Genomic DNA, 16,880 nt, shown 5'->3' on the forward strand with positions numbered 1-16,880 from the left:
GCGAAACCTCCTGTGCACATCCGCTGACACCCCGAAGCCATGTACGACCAGCATGTCCGCGACCGCGCAGTCCCGCGTGCGGGGGCCGCCAACGGTGTGGGGCGAAGCCCTGCCCGGAAGTCGGACGACGCGGTGCGCAGCGACGGCTGACCCCGAACGGCCACTGAACCGGGACGCCCCGGTTCGCTGCGCCGTCCGGGTTCATCTGACGTCACGTCAGTGTGGCTGGTTCATCCTCGCGGATCATGTGATTAGCGTCCGGGTGGACAGCCTCCCCCTGCCGAAGGACCGTCGAATGCGCCTGCCTGCAAGCGGCCTCCACCGTCTGGCGGTGGCCGCCGTGACCCTCGGACTCCTGGCCGCCGCCCCCGGCGCGGTCGCCGCCGAGGCCAAGGCCAAGCGCGCCGATCCGCAGAGCTCGATGAGCATCACCAAGACCAACGACGCCGCCAGTCCGCTGGAGCCCGGGGACGCGTTCACGTACACCATCCAGGCCCAGTGCTCGGGGCTGACCGTGGACTGCGTGCACTTCACCGTCACCGACGTGCTGCCGCCCGGACTGGAGGTGACCAGCCTGCCGCAGTCCGACTCCACCCGGGACGTCACCTACGACGAGGCCACCCGCAAGCTGACCATCGTCTACCACCTGCCGCTGACCAACCCGGCCGGGGAGACCGGGCTGCGGGCCGGGCAGAGCGGCTCGGTGGAGATCGGCGTGCGGGTCCCCGCCGACGCCCAGATCCCCGACGGCACGGTGCTGCCCAACACCGCCACCGTGGACGCGGACAACGCCGACAGCAAGTCCGCCGAGAGCGACGTGACGGTCACCGTCCCGCGCGTGGTCAAGCCGGTGGCCACCAAGAGCTGGACCGACGGATCGGCGGTGGCCGGCAGCGGCGAGGAGAGCACGCTCACCCTGGGGATCCGCAACAACTCCTCCTCCTCGGCCGACGTCACCTCGCTGACCATCGCCGACAACGATCCAGCGGTCTTCGAGGACTTCGACTTCGAGTCCGCAACGGTGACGAAGTTCCCGGCCGGGGCCGACCAGGCACACCTGGTGGTCACCACCGCCGACGGGACCACCCACACCGGCGCCACCATCACCGCCCCCGGTACGCTGCCGCTGCCCACCGGGGTCGCCCCGGGCGACGTCACCGGCTTCGAGGTGGTGTTCACCAACAGCAACGGCGACCCGCTGCCCTACGACACCGACGGCGGCAGCGTCACCGTCAAGCTGAAGCTGCGCGACACCACCCGCTCCGACGGACAGCCGCTTCGGCCCACCGACAAGATCACGGTGAACAACTGCGCCACCCCGTCCGCGAACGAGAAGACCGACGGGGACGTGGACGGCACCCAGGCCTGCGCCCCCTACGACATCCTGCCGGACATCCTGGTCCTGGACTCCACCAAGGACTTCTTCCCCGACACCAACGGCGACTTCACCCACCAGAGCAGCGAACACGCCGTGATCGGCGAGAACTCGCCGGTCAGCGCCCTGGTCGACGTCACCAACAAGTCGCCGTTCCCGGTCAAGACCATCACCGTCACCGAGCCCGACCCCTCCAAGCCCAGCAGCCTGGACTCCATCGACGTCACCCAGGTGCGGCTGCGCTTCCCCGACGGCGCCACCAAGGCCACCCTGACCGTCACCTACGCCGACGGCACCACCAGCACCACCGACTACACCTCCGACACCACCGTGGACGTGGCCAAGGCCGGCACCAGCGTCACCAAGGTCGAGGTCACCTACACCGGCACCGACGCCGACGGCAACCCCACCATCACGCCGGGCGCCGACGCCGGACTGGACCTGCACGGCACCCTCAAGGACGGCGTGGCGGCGGGAACGCTGACCAACTGCGCCGCGTTCACCGGCGACGCGGGCCGCACCGACGGCTCCGGCACCGCCAGCGGCAGCGTCTGCAAGGACACCGACGTCGAGACCCCGAACACCGACGCGGGCGGCGACAAGACCACCGACCAGACCTCGGTGCCGGTGGGCCAGCCCATCCCGATGCACCTGAAGATCACCAACAACGGCAACACCCCGCTGGTCAACCCCGTGCTCACCGACCCGCCGGCCAAGGCCGACGGCACCCCCGACTTCAGCCAGAGCAACCCGTTCTCGATCCTGCGGATCGACTCGGTCACCCTGGACCCGGCCGACACCCCGGCCACCATCCAACTGTGGGACCCGGCCGCCAACGGCGGCGCGGGCGCCTGGGTGGCCTACGACGCCTCGAACACCGCGCTGCTGCGCCGCGCCACCGGCATCCGCGTCGCCTACACCGGCGACTTGCCGCCCGAGGGCACCTTCACCGTGAACGTGGTCGCCGAACGCCGACCCGGCACCCCGGACGGCACCACCTTCAACAACTGCTTCGCGATCACCGCCGACGGCGGCTACACCTCCGCCACCCCGGCCTGCTCCGCGTCCATGGACACCGACCCGGCCTCGGACTCCGCCTCGCTGAACAAGTCCATCAGCCCCGGCACCCTGCCGCAGTACGTTCCCGGGCTGGACCGCCAGCACGCGGATGTGGCACTGACCGTGGTCAACACCGGCAACATGTCCGCGAAGTACCTGCGGATGACCGACCAGGACAGCGACTTCTTCGACGCCGTGGACCTGGTGTCCATCAAGTCCAACCAGATGCCGGGCGGGGCCGACCGGGTCCAGATCGACGCCTACGTCAACGGAAAGTGGGTCAACGGCACCCCCTCCTCCACGGCCGCGCTGCCCTCCGGGGTGAGCGCCGGGAGCGTCACCGGCATCCGCGCCACCTACACCTCCACCAGCGCCGCCAACGACGGCTACGCCCTCACCCCCTGCGCCGCGAGCAGCTGCCAGGGCATCCTGCACCTGGACGTCAGCCCCCGCCCCACCCTGCGCAGCACCGGTGGCCCGGTCCCCGACCACCTGGAGGACACCGTCTCGGGCTCCTTCCTGACCAAGCTGGAGGACCCCGACAAGCCCCGCCCCATCGACCCGGTGACGGCCACCCTGAACCTGGTCAAGGGCACCCCGCGACTGGACGTCAGCAAGACCCCGGACACCGTCCTGTCGCCCGGCGAGGACGCCCCCTTCTACCTGAAGGTCGTGAACACCGGCACCGCCAACGTCCCCGACCTGGTGGTCAGGGACTCCCTTCCGGCGGGCATCGCCTTCAACGACAGCTTCCAGGGCGACAACGGGATGCCCTACAAGATCGAGGCACAGCAGGTGCCCAGCGGCACCCCGGCCGTCCCGGAACCGGTCTTCAAGGAGACCGCGAGCGGCTCCCGGATCTCCGCCCTCAGCTGGGACTTCTCCAAGGACGCCCAGGGGAAGTCGTGGGTGCTGGCCCCCGGGGCCACGTTCACCATCGAGATCCACGTGAAGCTGGAGGCGGGCATCGCCGCCGGACAGACCGTCACCAACACCATGGGCGCCACCTCCTCCGACACCGACCTGGCCTGTGAGGGAACCTCCGAGCGCGACGGGGCCACCTTCGGCCAGGGCCTGTACTGCACCGCCTCGGCCACGCTGACAGCCAAGGCCGGGGCCACCTTCAACGCCCGCAAGTGGGTCACCGGACGCGACAGCCTGGGCTGGTACAACGCGCTCAGCAAGGCCACCGTCCCGGCCGGCGACTCCTCCTGCCTGTCCCTGACCGGGCCCGACGGGCTGCTCTACACCACCAGCCCCTGCGTCGCGCTGGTGAACCCCGGCGACCGCTACCACTACCTGATGCGTCTTCAGAACGCGGGTACGGAGTCGGCAACCGCGATGCGCATCGTGGACCGCTTCCCGGTCCAGGGCGACCAGGGCGTGATCATCGACCAGGCCCGCAACACCGCCTGGGACAAGCGGCCCACCCTGGCCACCCGCCCGCAGCTGGACGGCCCGGGCACGATGACCGCCTCCTACGAGACCGACGCCACGCTGTGCACCGACGACCTGAGCATGGCCGGCGCGGGGGCCGACGCCAGCGCCGCCGCCTGCCCCAGCAGCACCTGGAACGACGCCTTCGGCGCCAGGGACAGCGGGATGCGGCTGGAGCTGACCTTCTCACCCGAGCTGGCGCCCGGCGGCATCGTCAACATCACCTACGCCATGGACACCCCGCTGGACGTCGCCCACAACGGCGACCCCACCATCGCCTGGAACTCCTTCGCCCACAACGAGGTCACCGACCGGGCCGGCACGCCCCGGGTCCTGCAGATGAACGAGCCGATCCAGGTCGGGGTGGCACTGGCCTACGGCTCGCTCAGGCTGGTGAAGCAGGTGGACTCGCCCTCGCCCCAGCTGACCACCGCCCTGTCGCATGTGCCCTTCCCCTTCCACGTCACCTGCGTGATCCACCCGCAGGGCCGACCGGACCGGACCGTGCTGGACCAGGACTACCAGGTCACCGCGGCCAGGCCGAGGACCGTGGACGGCATCCCGGCCGGGGCCCAGTGCTCGGTGTGGGAGACCTCGGCCCGCGGCGGCAGCACCGACCACACCGCGGGCGACCCCGTGCAGCTCACCATCACCCCCGGCCTGGGCACCCCCTCGGTGCAGACCGTGGAGATCGCCAACACCTTCCGGTTCGGCGCGATCCAGCTGGTCAAGAAAGTCGACGGCGACGGCGCAGCGGACTTCGCGCACACCGCCTTCCCGATCGAACTCTCCTGCGCGCTGCCGGGCGGCGACGGGACCTCCAGCGACCTGGTCCTGCACCGGACCTACCAGGTCACCGCGGGCCAGCCGGTCACCGTCACGCCGCTGCCGGTCAACACCCGCTGCTGGGCCGAGGAGACCGACAACCACGGCGCCGCCACGGTCACCGTGGACCACGGCTCGGCCCAGGACCCGGTGGTGGTCACCGCCGGATCGCAGACGCCGGTGACCATCACCGTCACCAACACCTTCAACCGCAAGCCCACGCCCACCCCGACCCCCACCCCCACCGGCGGCCCGAAGCCCCCGCGCGGCGGCGACCTGGCAGCCACCGGCGGCCCGGACTACCTGATCTTCGGAGGATTCCTCGCCACGGCGGTGCTGATCGCCGGCGCAGTGCTCCAACTGACGGCACGACGCAGGCGACACGGCTGAGGACGGCGAGCCAGTTGCCGAGGATCTGGAGCAGCCGGAAGCCGGTCCTGGCCGCTCCGATGTGCTGGGCGTCCACGACCGTGAAGTCGGTGTGGCCCTCGGGGATCTTCGCCGCGATGGACCGCTGTGCTCTCGTCCGATCTGGCGATCCACGGCCTCGGCACCCTGCCCTGGGCCGCGCTGATCATGGCTCTGATGGGTCTCGTCGTGCGACTGGTACGCCGTCACCCGCACCAGGAGGCCGCCGAACCGGCCTGACCGCGGGCGGCCCCCGCTCCGGACGGTGCGACGGCCGCCCGCCCACCCCTGCGTCGCGAGGGGTGGGCGGGCGGCCGTCGGGGACAGCGTCGGGCGGTCAGCGCAGCGCGGCCAGCGCCGCGTCCACCCCCGCCAGCGGCGAGCCCATCCCGGTCACGGTGTCGTAGCCGGGTCCGGCGGTGCACTCGCTGCCGCACGCACCGTTGGAGCCGGTGGTGACGTCGTTGAGCTTGCTACCGAGCGCGTACACGTCGCCGTGCGCGGTGTCGCCGGACGCTCCGGCGACGGCCAGGTGCGCCTTGCCGGCGGCGCCCCGGAGCTGGTCGGCGTCGGCGAGGATGCCGGCCCAGGACGGGGCGGACAGGCTGGTGCCGCCCACCTGCAGCCAGTACTGCCTACCGGAGATGGTGACGTAGACGGCAACGCCGGTGTTCGGGTCGGCGACGAAGCTGACGTCGGGGGTGGCCCGGTAGCCGGAGGACTGGACGCCCTTCTGGTAGGCGGGCTCCTTCTCGAAGTAGCTGAGGCCGCCGGTGCAGACGGAGTCGGCGAGCTTGCAGTGGTCGTCGTAGAAGGACTCCTCGGAGAACTCGGACATGCCCCAGCTGTTGCTGATGACGGCCGGGTCCAGCGTGGATGCCTTGTCGATGCCCTGGTACAGGCCCTGTGCGGAGGCGTCGGCGGCCTCGACCAGCACGATCTTGGCGTGCGGGGCGATGGAGTGGGCCCACTCGATGTCCAGCGCGGCCTCCTCGTTCCAGCTGCTGTTGCCCTCCGGCTGGCTGCCGGAGGCGTAGACCGTCGAGAAGTCGAAGCAGTCGCTGGAGGCGTTCGCGCTTCCGCAGGTCTGTGGCAGGTCGAACTGGGCGGAGAAGGCGTTCAGGTCCGACTGCGCCGACGGGTAGTCGTAGGCGTCGACGATGGCGATGGTCTGGCCGGTGCCGTCACCGGTCAGGCCCAGGCGGCCCTGGATCTGCTGCGGGGTGTAGCCGCGGATCGCGGCGGCGGCGTCGGTGCTGCCGACACTGGTCTTGGTGCTGCCCGCCAACTTCTTGGACTTGATCTCCAGTGAGGTGGTGGCGGTCCCGGTGCCCACGGTCGGCTCGGTGACCGGGGCTGCCGTGGCGTCGGTGGTCGTGGTGGTCGCGGCGCTGGCGTCGGCAGTGGTGCCGCTGCCGACGACCTCGTTCACGGTGACGCCGTGGTAGTAGCTGTCGAGGGCGAAGGCGTCCACGCCGAAGTAGCCGGTGGACTCGTTGAGTGCGTAGGCCGTCCAGTCGAAGGGCAGGCCGAGCAGCTGGGTCGCGCCGTCCTTGCCCGTGCCGATCGGGGTCACCGTGCCGGCGAACTCGGAGAAGGTCTCGCTGTCGGAGGACATGTGGTCCTCACCGGTCTTGTAGGCCAGCGGGAGGCTGTACTCCTCCAGACCGCCCACGCCGCCCACGAAGACCTCGTGGCCGTCGCTGGTGGTGGCGTACACGCCCTGCTGGTTGTTGGGGATGGTGCGCTGGTCGTACGGCGCGGAGCCGTCCGCCGGGAAGACCGTCATCTCGTACCAGTGCAGTTCGATGAGGCCGTACTTGGGCGAGGCGGCGAAGCCGTTGAAGGTCTGCGCACCGTCGGAGAGGTGCGTGGTGACGACCTTGCCGGTGCGGCTGTCCAGGATCTGCATCAGGTGGTCCTCGCCGACCTGACCCGCGCCCCAGCCCAGGGCCACGCCGTGGCCGCCGGTGCCGGGGATGTCCGCGCTGGTGAAGACGCCGGACTGGGCCTCGATCCAGGCCGCGTTGTCGACGCCGGGCTGCTCGGACCAGAGCTGCCTGCCGGTGGCGGCGTCCAGCGAGACGGCGGTCGGGGCCGGGTCGGTGGCGCCCTGGTTGATGTCGGCGGCGACGCCGCCGTACTCCAGGATCAGCCGGCCGTCGACGTCCACGGCGGCGGTGGAGTACACCACGCTCTTGCCGCTGACGCCGCTGGGCCGGTAGGTCCAGGTGGTGCTGCCGTCGGCGGTGTAGGCGGAGACGCCCGCGGTGCCGTTGGCGACGATCTCGCCCTTGGTGACGGCGGTGCCGTACTGGAAGGCGCCGGTGTTCACGTCACTGTCCAGCCGGCCGCCGGTCTCCAGGACCGCGAAGCCGTGCGAGGTGGCGGCGACGATGCGCTGCGCGCTGCGGCCGTGCTTGTCGAGGACGGCGGCCAGCTTCAGCTGGTGCACCGCGGCGCTGACCGGGGTGGTCCACAGGATGCGCGGCGTGGAGTCCTTCAGGGTGCGGCCGTCCAGGGCGAACACGCCGTGGCTCTGGCCGGCGACGACCAGGTCCTTCACTCCGTCGCCGTTGACGTCCACGGAGACCGCGGAGTAGTTGTCGCCGAGCAGCGGGTCGGTGACGGAGGCGCCGGTGCGGCCGTCGGACTGGTAGGCGGTGAGGTCGTAACCGACCGTCAGGATGCCGCCCAGGTACGGGGTGACCTGGTCGCCGACGTAGTCGCCGTCGCGGCGCCACAGCACCTTGCCGCTGCTGCCGTCGAAGGCCAACAGCTGGTTGTGGTAGATGCCCTCGGGGTTGTCGAGGGTCATCGCGGTGGCGTCGCTGACCGCGGCGTAGACCTCGCCGCTGCCCTTCGGGTCGTAGGTGAGCGACAGGGTCGGAGCGTTGGCGCCGCCCACGGTGCTCGCGGTCCGGTAGCTCCACAGCGTCTTACCGCTGCTGTCCAGGCCGGAAATGGTGGACTGGCCGTCGCTCAGGTCGGCGTTGATGCCCAGCTCCGCCACCGCGATGGCGGCCTGGTGGCCGTGCGCGTTCGGGTTGACCACGAACGCCTCGGGGATGGTGCCGTTGCGCGAGGTGACCACGGCGCGCTTGCCGGTGACCGAGTCGATCGCGGTCAGGTCCCAGCGGACGGCGTCCAGCGGGTCGTTCTGCTCGGCGACCAGGATGTTCTGCGAGCCCGGCTGCTGGGCCATCAGCCGCGGGTAGCCGGGGGTCTTCACGTCGACCGTGGCCTTGCCGGTGGTGACGTCCACCACCAGCACGTGGCCGTCAGCGGGACGGGGGTTGCCCAGGCCCATCGGGGTGTCGGTCCAGCTGGTGACCAGCCGGCCGCCGCTGATGGCGGTGAGGTCGGCCCAGGACGCCCAGGGGGCCTTGGTGGAGTAGGTCCAGGCGGTGCTGCCGTTCAGCGTGCCGCCCTTGGCCGGGGTCAGGGAGTAGGCCAGCAGAGCGGAGCGGCTGCTTCCCTGCGTCGCGACCGGGTCCTCGGACCAGGCCGGGCCGGTCTGCTCGGCGGCGATCAGCTTGCCGTCCTCGACCAGCAGCGAGCCGACGTAGCCCGGCACCAGGGTGTGCCAGATCATCCTGCCGGTGCGGCCGTCCAGGACCGAGATGAAGGTGCCGGTGGACAGGTCGGAGCCGGGCGAGGTGAAGGCCCGGGCCGGGCTGTCGCCCACCGAGTAGGCCACCGCCACGTCGGCCACGCCGTCGTGGTTGAAGTCGGCCTGGGCGTAGGGGTGGGTACCGGTGGCATTGGGCTGGTAGGGGTCGTAGCCCTCGTACATGACGGCCGTGTACGGCTCGGCCTGGTACGTGGTCGTGGGCTTGACCTGCCAATCGCTGTACAGCTGCTCACCGGTGGTGGTCCACAACGGCTTGCCGGCCGCGTCGTAGCGGGTCAGGCCGCCGCCGGAGAACACCGAGACCCAGTCGGCGGTACCGCCCAGCGCCAGCGTGGACGCCGCACCGCGCGCCGTCTCCCAACTGCTCTTCTGGGTGATGCCACCGGTCGCAGCGGCGCCGCTGGAACTGCTGACGGAGCTGCTGCTGCCGGTACCAGTACCGGTGCCGGTGCTCGACGTGCTCTTCGAGGTGCTGCTTCCCCCGGCCTCGGCCGCGTCCGCGACCAGGCCGGGTGTGCCATCGGCACGGGGCGTGTACTTGGCGCTCAGCTCGGCCAGCTTGGCGGCGGTCAGCCGCACCGTGCCGGAACTGTTGGGGGCCTGGGCACGGGCCGCAGGCGCGACGGTCACTGCCGCGGTCGCGGCCAGCACGGCGGCCACAGCCGCCGAGCGTATGCCTGTCCTTCGACGTCTTGTTGACGACACGTCCACTCCTTGTCACCACAGCGGGGGGTGGACGTACCGTCGCAGCCCGGAAGCGGGCAGCGGAAGGTCCGGAGGTGGCCACCCCCGGACGCTGACCGCTCACGGCCAATCAGGTAGGCTCCCCCACCTCGACCTTTTGTTTCACTGAATGACAAATTGCTGGAGTGACAGCTGGTGCTGGATTCGATCGGCCTGGACGCCGTCGCGGAGCGTGCCTACGAACTGCTGCTGCGGCAGGAGTCGGCCAGCGCCGCCTCCATGGCCGAGGAACTGGGCGTGCCGCAGCAACGGGCGCGCCGGGCCCTGGACACCCTTGCCGCCGGCGGCCTGGCCACCCGCCTCCCCGGCCGGGCCCTGCGCTACACCCCGATCGACCCGCGGGCCGGCCTGTCGGCCCTGGTCCGCTCCCGCCAGGCCGAGTTGGAGCGGGTGGCCTCCTCGGTGGACGCCTACGCCGCCGAATACCACGAGCGCACCCTGCGCACCGACCCGCACCGGCTGGTCGAGGTCATCGAAGGGCCCGCCGAGATCACGCACCGCGTGCAGGAGCTGATCGCCGGCGCGGAGAAGGAGATCATGGCCTTCGACGCACCCCCCTACGTGACCCCGCACGGCAGTGCCTCCGAGATCGAGCACCCGGTACTGGCGCGCGGCGTCGCGGTCCGCGCGATCTACGCCACGGAGGTCCTGGCCGTCCCCGTGCTCGCGGACCGGCTGCGGGCGATGGTGGCCCTGGGCGAGCAGGCTCGAGTGGTGTCGCGGGTCCCCATGAAGATGGTGCTGGTCGACCGCAGCGACGCGATGTTGCCGCTCACCGCGAGCGAGGAGGGAGTGCGCACCACCGCCGTCTTCGTGCGACGCTCGACCCTCTGCGACGCGCTCGTGGAACTGTTCGAGGCCAACTGGTCGGTGGCCACCCCGGTCTTCACCGAGACATCGCCGACCGACGACGTGTCCGCCGAGGACCGGGACCTCCTCCACCTGCTGAACGCCGGCCTGAAGGACGAGGCGATCGCCCGCCAGTTGGGCCTGAGCGAGCGGACCCTACGGCGCAGGATCGCCGAGCTCACCCGCAGGCTCGGTGCGACCAGCCGCTTCCAGGCCGGAACCCAGGCCATGCGCCGGGAGTGGCTGTAGCCGGCTCCCCCATCGGTGCGGCACGGCGCTCAGGCGAGCAGCTTGGCCTTGGCCCGGTCGTACTCGTCCGGGCTCAGGGCGCCGTTGCGCTTGAGCTCGGCAAGGGTGGCCAGCTGGTCGACGTGGCTGCCGCTGCCGGAGGAGCCGCCGTCCGAACCCGCGGCCTGTCGCACGTACTCCTGGAATGCGGCCTCCCGCTGCTGCGCCTGCTCCAGGTCACGCCGATTCATCGTGCTCCCGCGAACGATCAGGTACACCAGCACACCCACGAACGGCAGGATGATCACGAAGATCAACCAGCCTGCCTTGCCCCAGCCGCCGAGGTCGTCACTCCGGAAGATGTCAGCGAAGATCCGGAACAGCAGGAAGAGCCACATGATCCACAGGAAGAACCACAGCATGGTCCAGAACAGGTCCAGCAAGGGGTAGCCGCTCATGGGTATCACTCCCGATTCCGGCACGAACGGGCCGTCATACCCGTCCCCAGGTGCCATCCGTGTGCACGCCAGCGCGGAAGACGCTGTCTACAACGGATAGCACCACCGCTCGGACCCAGCATCCGGACAGAGCCGCCCGCGCTCGGCCTCACCCGTCTGCCTCCGGACCGTCGGTCAGCCGCCGCGCCAGGTCAGGTCAGGGGTTCACCTGTTCGGGTGCCGGGCGCATGGCGGTCCCGCTGCTCGGGCGGCGGCTGTGCTGAGCTGACGCCGTGACCTGTACAGACGGGAGATCGTCCGTGTCCCCTCGGCGTCTGCGGCGAACCCGCCTCGTCCTTGCCGCTTCCGTGTCCGTTTCCGCCTGGTTCCAGTACCCGAACACCACCACTCGCTGTGGCGACCTTCAGGCAGTGTCCACGATGAAGGAACCGTCGCGATCGAGCGAACTCATGAGCGCACGCGGCGCCCGCCAGGGATCACCATCCTCCGCAGCGGTGGCAACACCAACTGCTAAGCGAGCATCGCCAGTTGCGGGTATGCCCACATCAGAGGCGGGCTCGATCCAATCGTCCGATCGGCGATGCGGACGAGCGAATCCTGGACGGTGACGCCTTCTACGTCTTCTTGTGAGGCCCTTTCCCTGAAGCCGACATCGTTGGGGCCAAGGCAGCTTGACCGACCGTCAGTGCTCTGGGCCCGCCCGGGATCCGAGAGCCGGGTATGGGATAGTCGCTCATGCCTGTGACCAACCCCTGGCTGGCTGGACCGGCCCCCGAGCAGCGGCTCGATCGAGACCGGCTGGAAGAGCGCATACTCAACCTGCTGTCGTCGCAGAACATGTGCGTCCTGGCCACTTCGGGCCCGGACGGTCCGCTGGCCACCCCGGTGCGCTACTTCCACCTCGACTTCACGCTGATGTTCACCGCGGATCCGAGATCGCCGAAGATGCGGAACCTCGCTGCGGACTCCCGCGTGTCGGTGGGTGTCTTCGCACCCCTGGTCGGCCAGGCGAGCAGCCGAGGTGCACAGGTCTTCGGACGTGCCCGGGTGCTGTTCGAGGGCGACGGCGACTTCGAGCACTGCTGGCCGGCCGTGCGCTGGCAGTCCGACCACGTCGAGCGGTCACGCCCGCTCGCCGAACCGCCGTCCGGCCCGCTCGTGGTGGTCGAGGCCGAGCGGATCGTCTACACCGAACACTGGCTGCGGCGCGAGGGGTTCGCACCGCGGCAGTTCTGGACCAGGTCCGAGCGGTAGCGCGGCAGCCGGTCGGCCGCCGCGCCGGGTCAGCGGCGGCCGGTGGACAGGATGACGAGGAACTGGCCGCCGCCCGGCTCGATGTCGGCGCTCACCGGCAGCCCCGGAACCAGTCGGGAGAACCGGTCCACCAGCCAGTCCGCCGCCTCCTGGGCGTCCTTCCTGGTCGGACAACGGCCCACCATCTCGCGGCCGCCCTTGCGCTCGAGCCGTCCGGCGACGGTGATCAGCGGCGCGGGTTCCACCACGTACAGGCGCTCCGGCCAGGCGATGACCACCTTGACCGCGCCCTTGCGGGTATTGCACCCGCGGTGCGCGAGCCGCTCGGCGACCTTGGCCTTCCGGTCGGCGGTCCGGCTGTCAACGCTCGGCCCCCGTGGGTCGTTCACCGACATGTCAGGGTCGACCGGTTCGTCGCACACCCAGCACCGCCAGCCATCACGCTTGGCCACATCATCAAGGAGACTCACCCGGACAAAGTAGCCTGCTCCGCCGCCACCCCCACACACCAGGGACCCCGGCACACCTCAAACACGTCGGAACCGGCCCGCGATCCGAGCCATGGTCGCCCCCGTTGCGGCATGCTGGGCGCCCATGGGGATCTCCATCGAATTGATGCGCGTGGAACCGGAGGCCGCACGGGCAGCCGTCGCCGGTCAGGCCTGGCCGCGTCCGCAGATGCGCGAAGGCGAGAAGTTCAGGGCCGTCCTGCTGCTGGACAAGCCGTGGAACGCTCTTCAATGGCTGCTCACCGCCTCGGGCTGCCCGGTCGATCCGGTGATGGGCACGCCGTTCCCGGAAGACCAGCCCTTCGACGACGCCCCGCCGGGGCTGCTGACCGCCGAGGAGGTGGTCCAAGCCGCTGACTTCCTCTCAGCCCTGGACTTCGACGCCTTGGCAGCCTTCGCCGACGAGGAGGCGATGGACGCGGACGACGTCCACCCGTCGGGCTACGACAGGCAGCGGGCCGAAGAGCTGCGCAGCCACTACGCCGATCTTCAGCGGTTCTACGCGACGGCGGCAGCCGCCGAGCAGTGGGTGCTCACCACGCTGACCTGACGCAGGTGTGCGCAGGGCGGTCTTGCCCGTTTCCTGCTCGCGGGTGAAGATCGCGGGATGGAGCGGGCCTCTGCACCGCCCTGCCCTCACCCGTTCGGACGAGTCCGGGTGCCGGTGCGGGCCATGATCCGGAAGACGGTCCCGGTCGCGGCGCCGTAGGCGAGGTGGGGGACGAGGTCGTCTGCGAGGGTCTTGGCGTCGTACTTCCAGATGGGCTCGTACAGGCCGGCGATCGGCAGCGTGATGTAGTCGCTGATCCACACGAGTGCACCGAACGGAATGCCGTATACCGCGCTGGGAGGCTTGCGCAACGAGCCGGCGATGACGCCGTAGAGTGCCCCGTTGGCGGCGCCGTAGCCCCAGTGCATGAGCGTGCTGACCGGCCACGCGGCGGCGTCGGGGAGTTCGCGCTGGGTGAAGCCCTCGATCAGGCGCTTGCCGACCTGTCCGGGATCCGGAGCCTCCTGCCAGGTGGGGACGGAGGCGAATTCCCACCGCAGAGGATTGCGCTCACCGCCGGACCGGCGCTGCCGCAGGAACCGGACCGTGTCCATGCACACAGTGCCAACCAGGCCGGCGGCCAATCCCGACGCGATCGCGCCGAGCGGAGTCAACTGGTTCGGAGTGCGCATGCTGCATCGCTCCCGCTGGTTCTTGCCCGCTGGTTCCTGGCGATCCGGGGCCGGTCCGCGCGACACCGCCGGAGCGGACAACGCGACGTCACCTCGTAGGCATGCTCACATGCGTACGCTCATGCCACCATCCGGAACCGGAAGGAACCGCGAGTCGCTGGTTCTGACTGACCCAGCACGCGTCAGGAGACTTGACATGGCTGCTGTGTCCGCCCCGCCCGTTCCCGTCCTGGAGGCGGCCGCGAAGCAACTGGTCGAGGCGGCCGACCCGCGCCCGCGGATCTACGAGTTGCCTCCGGACCAGGGCCGGGTCCTGCTCGCACAGCTGCAGGCCGGCGATGGTGTGCCCAAGCCCGAGGTCGACGAGGAGTGGGTCGACGTCGACGCCGGCGCCTGGGGAACGGTGCGTGCGCGCATCGTACGACCGAAGGGCGCAACCGGGACGCTGCCGGTGTTCATGTACATCCACGGCGGCGGCTGGGTGTTCGGCAGCGCCGACACCCACGACCGCCTGGTCCGCGAGCTCGCTGTCGGCTCCGGTGCCGCGGCGGTGTTCCCCGTCTACGACTTGGCACCCGAGGCGAAGTACCCGACCCAGATCGAGCAGAATTACGCCGTCGCGCAGTGGATCACCCGCGAGGGCGCACGGCACGCGCTGGACGCCTCCCGGCTGGCGGTGTGCGGGGACTCCTCCGGCGGCGGCATGTCCACCGTGCTCGCCCTGATGGCCAAGGAACGCGGCGACGTCCGCCTCAGGGCCCAGGTCCTGCTCTACCCGACCCTGGACGCGAACTTCGAGACCCCCTCCTACCAGCAGTTCGCGGACCACTACTACAGCACCCGTGAGGGGATGAAGTGGTTCTGGGACCAGTACACGAGCGACCCCGCGCAGCTGGCCGAACCGTACGCCTCCCCGCTGCGCGCCGGCCTGGACCAGTTGCGCGGCCTGCCGACCACCCTCGTGCTCACCGACGAGGCGGACGTACTGCGCGATGAGGGCGAGGCCTACGCCGCCAGGCTGCGCGAAGCCGGGGTGGACGTCACCGCGGTCCGGGTCCTCGGAATGGTCCACGATTTCCTCATGCTGGACAGCCTTCGTGACACCAACGCCGCCAAGGTCGGCCGCCGCCTGGCCATCGACGCGCTCAGGACCGCGCTGGGCAACTGAGGAGACGCCGCAGACTCGCAGCGGCGAACTCCGCACCAGGAAGGGACAGAACGATGGAATCCGATATCCGGACCAGGGCCGCGATCGAGGAGCACTGGCGCGCGTCGGAACGTGGGGAGACCGAGGCCGAGCACGCCATCTACGCCGTGGACGCGATTCTCGACTATCCCCAGTCAGGTGAGAGGTTCCTGGGCCGCGCGACGATCGCGGCGCAGCGGGGCGGGCATCCGGCCAGTCGGCACTTCACCGTCCAGCGGATCGTCGGCGGCGGTGGTCTGTGGGTGAGCGAGTGCGTCATCACGTACGACGGGGTGCCCAGCTACTCGGTGAGCATCATGGAGCTTGCGGACGGGCAGGTCGTGCACGAGACGCAGTACTTCGCGGGAGCCTTCGGTGCGCCTGAGTGGCGGATGGCACTCGCGGAGCCGATGCCGGGCCGGGAGATCGCCAGGGCCTGATGTCGATCCGTCAGCTGTGGACGCATCAAGGACGGCGTGTGTCTCCCCGGCTGTCGGCGGGTGTCGTCAGCGCGGTGAGGTAGTCGTCGAGGAGTGCGGTCTGGTGGTCCGGTGGGAAAGCGGCCGGGTCCAGGAGTGCCTGGACCACCAGGCCGAGGATGAACGCGTGCGCCCCGGCGGCGATCCGGTCCGGGTCGCCCTGCGGTAGTTCGCCCAGTTCCTGTGCTACGGCGACTCGTTGGCTCAGGTTGGCGCGGCTGCGGGCGTACTTGCCGGCGTAGTCGTCGGTCAGGTCGGGGTCGGCGAGCGCCGCGCCCCAGGAGGAGACCCAGATGCGGTTGCTGTCGGTGGCCGCCCGGGTCAGCGGGAGGATGTCCAGCAGCGCCGCGCGCAGACTCGCGAGCCCCGGTCCGGCCTCACGGCGCGGGCGCGCCGCGGTGCGCTGCTCAAGCAGGTCCAGGGCGTACTCCACCAGGGCGTTCTTGTTGGGGAAGTAGTGGGTGAGCAGGCCAGTGCTGGCGCCGAGTTCGGCGGCCACGGCGCGCAGGGTCAGGCCGGTGAAGCCGCGGGCGGCCATGACGTGCCACACCGCTTCGGAGACGTCGCGGCGGCGGCTCTCGTGATCTCCCTTGGTACGTGGCATGCACGTAGGCTACATTCACACAACGTCTGTTATGTGAATGGGGAGGCCGTCTTGTTTTCGCTGGCGCTGCGCGACGATGCCCGTCTGGCCCCGCTGGAGGTCTGGCACGCCGAGGAGTTCGCCGACCACATGGACCGGGCCCGTGAGCACATCCGCCCCTGGGTGGGTGCCGCGTTCGTCACCACCGATGTCGATGGGGCACGGGCCACCCTCGCCAGGTACGCCGAGCGCCAGGCCCGCGACGGCGCCCGGCTCTACGGCATCTGGCGCGACGATGTGCTGGTGGGCGGCGTGATGTTCACCGACTTCCAGGCCGGCGCCGGCTGGTGCGAGATCGGCTGCTGGCTGGAGCCAGGGGCCGAGGGGCAGGGCCTGATCACCCCCGCCTGCAGCGCGCTGGTGGACTGGGCGTTCGCCCGGCGCGGCCTCCACCGAGCCGAATGGCACTGCCGCGCCGACAACCAGCGCAGCGCCGCTGTCGCCAAACGCCTGGGCATGACCCTGGAGGGAGTGCGGCGCGAGGCATGGCCCTACGGGGGAACCCGGCACGACAAGCAGGTGTGGGCGCTCCTGGCCACGGAGTGGACACCGGGCGGCCCCTGACGCCCCAGTTGCCTGCCGTGGAAGCCGGCCGCCGCCGGGACGGCTC

General features: G+C 70.5%; 13 protein-coding genes. 8 read left to right on the forward strand and 5 right to left on the reverse strand.

Annotated features, from left to right (window positions below):
* Positions 1–295 precede the first annotated feature (295 nt).
* Both IF29_RS48670 and IF29_RS48675 read left to right on the forward strand, forming a co-directional pair.
* The gene (locus IF29_RS48670) at positions 296–5,086 is read left to right on the forward strand and encodes a DUF5979 domain-containing protein (RefSeq protein WP_037598009.1); all 4,791 of its coding nucleotides are present in this window, start codon (positions 296–298) and stop codon (positions 5,084–5,086) included.
* Positions 5,087–5,212: 126 nt separating this feature from the next.
* Positions 5,213–5,344: a hypothetical protein gene (locus tag IF29_RS48675; protein ID WP_269665094.1), complete on the forward strand. Its 132-nt coding sequence runs from the start codon at positions 5,213–5,215 to the stop codon at positions 5,342–5,344.
* Positions 5,345–5,441: 97 nt separating this feature from the next.
* On the opposite strand, the gene IF29_RS44115 is transcribed toward IF29_RS48675, so the two are convergent.
* Positions 5,442–9,398 (reverse strand): S53 family peptidase, encoded by a 3,957-nt coding sequence (locus IF29_RS44115; RefSeq protein ID WP_051726498.1) that lies wholly within the window; start codon positions 9,396–9,398, stop codon positions 5,442–5,444.
* A gap of 219 nt (positions 9,399–9,617) precedes the next feature.
* Between IF29_RS44115 and IF29_RS0136325 the strand changes: the two genes are divergently transcribed.
* Positions 9,618–10,580, forward strand: coding sequence for a helix-turn-helix domain-containing protein (locus IF29_RS0136325; RefSeq protein ID WP_051726499.1), 963 nt, complete (start codon positions 9,618–9,620; stop codon positions 10,578–10,580).
* Positions 10,581–10,609: 29 nt separating this feature from the next.
* Here the strand turns inward: IF29_RS0136325 and IF29_RS0136330 are convergent, their stop codons facing one another.
* Entirely contained in the window at positions 10,610–11,017 is a 408-nt protein-coding gene (locus IF29_RS0136330) for an SHOCT domain-containing protein (protein WP_030264820.1), read from the reverse strand.
* Positions 11,018–11,752: 735 nt separating this feature from the next.
* Between IF29_RS0136330 and IF29_RS0136335 the strand changes: the two genes are divergently transcribed.
* Positions 11,753–12,271 carry a pyridoxamine 5'-phosphate oxidase family protein gene (locus IF29_RS0136335; protein ID WP_030264821.1) on the forward strand — a complete coding sequence of 173 codons (519 nt, stop codon included), beginning with the start codon at positions 11,753–11,755 and terminating at the stop codon, positions 12,269–12,271.
* A 29-nt stretch (positions 12,272–12,300) separates the two neighbouring features.
* Here the strand turns inward: IF29_RS0136335 and IF29_RS0136340 are convergent, their stop codons facing one another.
* Positions 12,301–12,741, reverse strand: coding sequence for a hypothetical protein (locus IF29_RS0136340; protein WP_030264824.1), 441 nt, complete (start codon positions 12,739–12,741; stop codon positions 12,301–12,303).
* 124 nt (positions 12,742–12,865) lie between these two features.
* Here IF29_RS0136340 and IF29_RS0136345 point away from each other — a divergent pair, with 124 nt between their 5' ends.
* Complete coding sequence (locus IF29_RS0136345; RefSeq protein WP_030264827.1) at positions 12,866–13,330, forward strand: DUF1877 family protein; 465 nt, start codon at positions 12,866–12,868, stop codon at positions 13,328–13,330.
* Between the two features lie 86 nt (positions 13,331–13,416).
* Here IF29_RS0136345 and IF29_RS0136350 read toward each other — a convergent pair whose 3' ends face one another.
* Positions 13,417–13,962, reverse strand: coding sequence for a hypothetical protein (locus IF29_RS0136350; protein ID WP_157624106.1), 546 nt, complete (start codon positions 13,960–13,962; stop codon positions 13,417–13,419).
* Positions 13,963–14,158: 196 nt separating this feature from the next.
* Here IF29_RS0136350 and IF29_RS0136355 point away from each other — a divergent pair, with 196 nt between their 5' ends.
* Both IF29_RS0136355 and IF29_RS0136360 read left to right on the forward strand, forming a co-directional pair.
* The gene (locus IF29_RS0136355) at positions 14,159–15,130 is read left to right on the forward strand and encodes an alpha/beta hydrolase (RefSeq protein WP_030264834.1); all 972 of its coding nucleotides are present in this window, start codon (positions 14,159–14,161) and stop codon (positions 15,128–15,130) included.
* Positions 15,131–15,183: 53 nt separating this feature from the next.
* A complete protein-coding gene (locus tag IF29_RS0136360) occupies positions 15,184–15,588 on the forward strand; it encodes a nuclear transport factor 2-like protein (protein WP_030264837.1) in 405 nt (134 codons plus the stop codon).
* Between the two features lie 25 nt (positions 15,589–15,613).
* Here the strand turns inward: IF29_RS0136360 and IF29_RS0136365 are convergent, their stop codons facing one another.
* Positions 15,614–16,231, reverse strand: a complete 618-nt coding sequence (locus tag IF29_RS0136365) for a TetR/AcrR family transcriptional regulator (RefSeq protein WP_030264839.1) — start codon at positions 16,229–16,231, stop codon at positions 15,614–15,616.
* Between the two features lie 51 nt (positions 16,232–16,282).
* Between IF29_RS0136365 and IF29_RS0136370 the strand changes: the two genes are divergently transcribed.
* Positions 16,283–16,834 (forward strand): GNAT family N-acetyltransferase, encoded by a 552-nt coding sequence (locus tag IF29_RS0136370; protein WP_030264842.1) that lies wholly within the window; start codon positions 16,283–16,285, stop codon positions 16,832–16,834.
* The last annotated feature ends 46 nt before the right edge of the window (positions 16,835–16,880 follow it).

It is taken from the genome of Streptacidiphilus jeojiense (assembly GCF_000719095.1).
Classification (GTDB): domain Bacteria; phylum Actinomycetota; class Actinomycetes; order Streptomycetales; family Streptomycetaceae; genus Streptacidiphilus; species Streptacidiphilus jeojiensis.